Source organism: uncultured Aureimonas sp. (assembly GCF_913775355.1).
Taxonomy (GTDB): Bacteria; Pseudomonadota; Alphaproteobacteria; order Rhizobiales; family Rhizobiaceae; genus Aureimonas.
In genome coordinates, this window is record NZ_CAJYIU010000004.1 from 1 (window position 1) to 4,347 (window position 4,347).

Consider the following 4,347-nt stretch of genomic DNA (forward strand, 5'->3'; position numbering starts at 1 on the left):
CCGTCACGGTCAATCAGACGGGGCAGCTGACGGCGGTGACCCTGTCGTTCAACCTGCCGGCCGGCGTTTCGCTGGGAACGGCGACCGGCATCGTAGAGGACATCAAGGCGCAGGTCGGCCTGCCGTCGAACGTCACCACGAGCTACGCCGGCACTGCGCAGGTCTTCCAGCAGGCCACCGGCAATCTCGGTCTCCTGATCGGGGCGGCGGTCCTCGTGATCTACATCGTGCTCGGCATTCTCTACGAGAGCTTCATCCATCCGTTGACGATCCTCTCCGGTCTACCGTCCGCCGCGTTCGGTGCGCTCGCAGCGCTGCAGTGGTTCGGCTTCGACCTGTCGATCATCGCGGTGATCGGGCTTCTGATGCTGATCGGCATCGTCAAGAAGAACGCGATCATGATGGTGGACGTCGCGCTGGAGCTTCAGCGCGAGGAGGGGCAGGGGCCGGAGGTGGCGATCCGGGAGGCGTGCCTGCGACGCTTCCGGCCCATCATGATGACGACCTTCTGCGCCTTGCTCGGCGCGCTCCCGATCGCGATGGGCACCGGCGTCTCGTCCGAACTGCGGCAGCCGCTCGGCGTCGCGGTGGTCGGAGGTCTCCTCGTCAGCCAGGCGCTGACGCTCTTCATCACGCCTGTGATCTTCGTCGAGATCGAGCGGGCCCGGCGTTTCGTCGGGCGTCGCCTCGTTCGCCGCCAGACCGCTTGACCGGGAGCCGCGCCAGTTTGAGGCCAGCCGGTTGCGGCAGGGTGCCCTCCGAAAAGGAGACGCCATGCAGGATCTGGTCGACATCGCTTCCATCACGGAGCGGCTGATGAAGACGCTCGGTGAAATCGAAGCCATGCTGGGCGACGAGCGAACGGACGAGGAGAGGCGGCAGGCCGACTACATCGACCTCCTGAGGCGCAAGGCGACCGGCGAAATCAGCGGAAACGTCACCGCCCACTTCTTCGCGTGACGTCGGCTGGATAGAGAAGTCCGTCGCTCGACGGCGTGAGACTTCGCCGCATCCATCTGAGGTCGAGAGTCATCTTGAAGTACGGATCGCATGCCATACGCGCGTTGCTGCGATCGATGGAGTCAAAGGTCCCATCGACCGGGAAAAGGGGCGACTTGAAGCTGATTGTGGCAAGATTTCGGCAAGCCATCATCTGTAATCTAAACGAGCTTGATTCGCCCGGACTTGCATTCGCTTCATCTGTTGGTAAGTTTTAGAAGGAATATGGTGGGGTGGCGCGACGGGGTGTGCGCGCCAAGGCGAGTTTTGGGGGCAGAATGATGGCTGGAGCCGGACGCAACCGGAAGATCGGGCTTGGGCTCGCTTTCGGCCTGTCGCTGGCGCTGGCTGGATGCCAGTCCACTTCGTCCTCGACGCACGAGGAGGAACTCGCGCCGGAAGGCGACGCGCCGTTCTTCACCTCCAAGCTTTTCGGCGTGAAGGCCAGCCCGCGCGTGACGCGGCTGAAGAAGGTGCCCAAGGGCGGCGGTCGTGACCAGACCGGCAAGCCCTACATGGTGCGCGGGAAGTGGTACTATCCGAAGGAAGAGCCGGGTTACGTGAAGACCGGTACCGCGTCCTGGTACGGCGCGAATTTCCATGGTCGCCTGACCGCGAACGGCGAAGTCTACGACATGTACCACCTGTCGGCCGCTCACCCGACGTTTCCGCTGCCGTCCTATGCGCGCGTCACGAACCGGAAGAACGGCAGCTCGGTTCTCGTCCGCGTCAACGATCGCGGCCCCTACATGCACGACCGCGTTCTCGACGTCTCATCGAAGGCGGCCGAAATGCTGGGCTTTCAGCATGACGGCGTCGCGGACGTGAAGGTGGAGTACGTCGGGCGGGCGCCGCTCGAGGGCGACGATACGCCGATGCTGATGGCGTCCTACCGCCCCGGCAACGCTCCAGCGATCAACGACGGGTTGCCGAGCGGCGTGATGATTGCCTCGCGTCAGGAGCGCTCGCCGTTCCTGATGGCGGCCGCGTTCTCGGCGCCGAAGGCCGCGGCCGCGACGATTCCGGCGACGTCGCGTTTGGCGCCGGCCCGCACGCCGTCGATCGAAGATCTGATCGAGACCTACGACGCCGCGCCCTCGGCGCCCGTACCGGTTCCGATGCCGCGGGGTTCGCTTCTCTCCTATGCCGCCGCGCCGCAGCTCGAGGGGGCGCAGGGCGCACTGGCTTCGATGATGGCGACGCCGTCCGCGCCCGAGACGATCGAACTCGGTGCTCTCGACGATGTCGCCCTTCTCATGCGCGTCGCGAGCCTTGCGGACGGTCGCGCCGATCTCGACGAGACGATGGTGGACGGCAAGGTTTCGCTATCGCTGAACATGCGTCCGGGCCAGGATGCCGATACGCTGCTTCGCGAGGTCTGGGATGCCGGCGCATCGGATGCGTTCGTGCTGCGGGCGGACGAGCGCTAAGCATTCCGCGGGGCCTTTGCTTGCCGCAATGTACGACGCCGCCGCGATGCCCTATCTATAGCCGCAGCAACCCTCCTGCCGGCCATCTCATGAACATATCCTCGCGTCTTCTCCGGAGCGCCATGGTCCTTGCCGCCATCGGGTTTGCGGGCGTCTCGCACGCCCAGAACCCCGATGCTGCGATGATGCCGGAGACTGCCGCCAAGGTTGCCGTCGTCATGGACGGAAAAACCGGCGGCATCCTGTTCGACAAGAACGGAAACGCGCCGTTTCCTCCGGCGTCGCTCGCGAAGATCATGACGGCGGAGGTTCTGTTCGAAGCGCTCGCGACGGGTCGCCTCGCGCCCGACACAGCGATGCCGGTGTCGAACCATGCCTGGCGCACGGGCGGGGCACCCTCGCGAACGGCCACGATGTTCGCGGCCGTCCGCTCGCAGGTCCCGGTCGAGGCGCTGGAGCGGGGGCTCGTGGTTCAGGCGGCGAACGACGCCGCCATCATCATTGCCGAGGGGATTGACGGATCGGAGCAGACCTTCGCCGCGCGCATGAACGAACGCGCCAAGGCACTCGGCATGGTCGACAGCCGCTTCGTCAATCCGACCGGACTGCCGGAGGGCGGTCAGGAGACGACGGCGCGCGACCTCGCCGTCCTCGCCCGACACGTGCGTCTCACTTACCCTGACCGGTACGCTCTCTATGCGCAGCCGGATTTCGAGTGGAACAAGATCCTGCAGCGCAATCGCAACACGCTGCTCGCCGCCAAGCCCGGCGCAACCGGAATGGCGATGGGGTTTTCGGAGGAGGGTGGGTACTCGATCGTAGGCGTCGTCGAGGGCAGCGATGGCCGGATGACGATCCTGGCGCTGGCCGGGCTCGACAAGGAACAGACAAGGCTGCGCGAGACGATCGCGCTGGCGGACTGGGCATCGTCGGCCTTTGAGGAGCGAACGATCTTCGTGGCTGGCAGTCCGATCGCGGCGGCGCCGGTCTTCGGCGGCCTGACGGCATCGGTGCCCTTGGTGCTCGACGCCGATCTGGTGGCCCAGATCCCAAAGCGACATGCCGACAGGGTGACGGCCGAGGTGCACTACGATGCGCCCCTCAGGGCGCCGATCCGGCGAGGCGACAGGATCGGGACGGTGGAGTTGCGGATCGAGGATCGGTTCTCGCTGGAGCGCGAACTTAAGGCGGGCGACGACGTGGCCGAGGGGACATTCGCGGATCGGGCGGCGGACGCGATCCAGGAACTCGCGTTCGGCTGGATACGGAGCCTTTGATCATGAATGCGACGGGTTCCGACGCGCCGTCGTGCGGCCGCCTCATCACGCTCGAGGGTCCCGACGGCAGCGGCAAGTCGACCCAGATCCGGCGTCTGGCCGCACGGTTGGAGGCCCTTGGCGTTTCCGTGACCCTGACGCGTGAGCCGGGTGGCTCGCCGGGCGCTGACGCGATCCGTCATATCGTCCTGTCCGGAGCGGCCGAAGACATGGGCGTCGAAACCGAGGCGTTGCTTTTCGCCGCTGCCCGCTACGATCACGTGCGCTCGGTCATCGCGCCGGCGCTGCAGCGGGGTGCCTTCGTGCTGTGCGACCGCTTCCTCGACTCGACCCGTGCCTATCAGGGATCGGTCCCGGGTCTCGATCAGGCGTTCTTGTCCGAAGTGGAGGCCGCGACGACCTCGGGCGTTCGCCCCGACCTGACGCTGATCCTAGACGTGCCGAGCGATGTCAGCATCAAGCGCCTATCGCAGCGTCGGTCCGCCGAGGCGGCCGATCGGTTCGAAAAGGACGGCGACGAAATCTTCAAAGCCCGGCGGCAGGCCTTCCTCGACATCGCTGCTCGCGAACCTGACCGCTGCGTCGTCATCGCCGCCAGCGGCTCGGTCGACGAGATCGGGGCCCGGATCGAGGGCATCGTT

At 66.0% G+C, this 4,347-nt stretch carries 5 protein-coding genes; all 5 read left to right on the forward strand.

All coding sequences use genetic code 11. The features are described from left to right. Positions 1-710, forward strand: a 710-nt coding sequence (locus QZ753_RS00355; protein WP_294640172.1) for an efflux RND transporter permease subunit, incomplete at its 5' end; no start/stop codon positions are given. Between the two features lie 64 nt (positions 711-774). Then, positions 775-960, forward strand: coding sequence for a hypothetical protein (locus QZ753_RS00360; protein ID WP_294640174.1), 186 nt, complete (start codon positions 775-777; stop codon positions 958-960). Between the two features lie 320 nt (positions 961-1,280). Continuing rightward, a complete protein-coding gene (locus QZ753_RS00365) occupies positions 1,281-2,429 on the forward strand; it encodes a septal ring lytic transglycosylase RlpA family protein (RefSeq protein ID WP_294640176.1) in 1,149 nt (382 codons plus the stop codon). 122 nt (positions 2,430-2,551) lie between these two features. Beyond that, positions 2,552-3,706 (forward strand): D-alanyl-D-alanine carboxypeptidase family protein, encoded by a 1,155-nt coding sequence (locus QZ753_RS00370; protein WP_294640178.1) that lies wholly within the window; start codon positions 2,552-2,554, stop codon positions 3,704-3,706. A 2-nt stretch (positions 3,707-3,708) separates the two neighbouring features. Further along, a partial coding sequence (gene tmk / locus QZ753_RS00375) for a dTMP kinase (RefSeq protein WP_294640180.1) occupies positions 3,709-4,347 on the forward strand: 639 nt, incomplete at its 3' end.

What these genes read in the sequence shown, in the direction of transcription:
- QZ753_RS00360 (WP_294640174.1), top strand. Translation starts at nt 775, where the DNA reads ATGCAGGATCTGGTCGACATCGCTTCCATCACGGAGCGGCTGATGAAG.
- QZ753_RS00365 (WP_294640176.1), top strand. Translation starts at nt 1,281, where the DNA reads ATGGCTGGAGCCGGACGCAACCGGAAGATCGGGCTTGGGCTCGCTTTC.
- QZ753_RS00370 (WP_294640178.1), top strand. Translation starts at nt 2,552, where the DNA reads ATGGTCCTTGCCGCCATCGGGTTTGCGGGCGTCTCGCACGCCCAGAAC.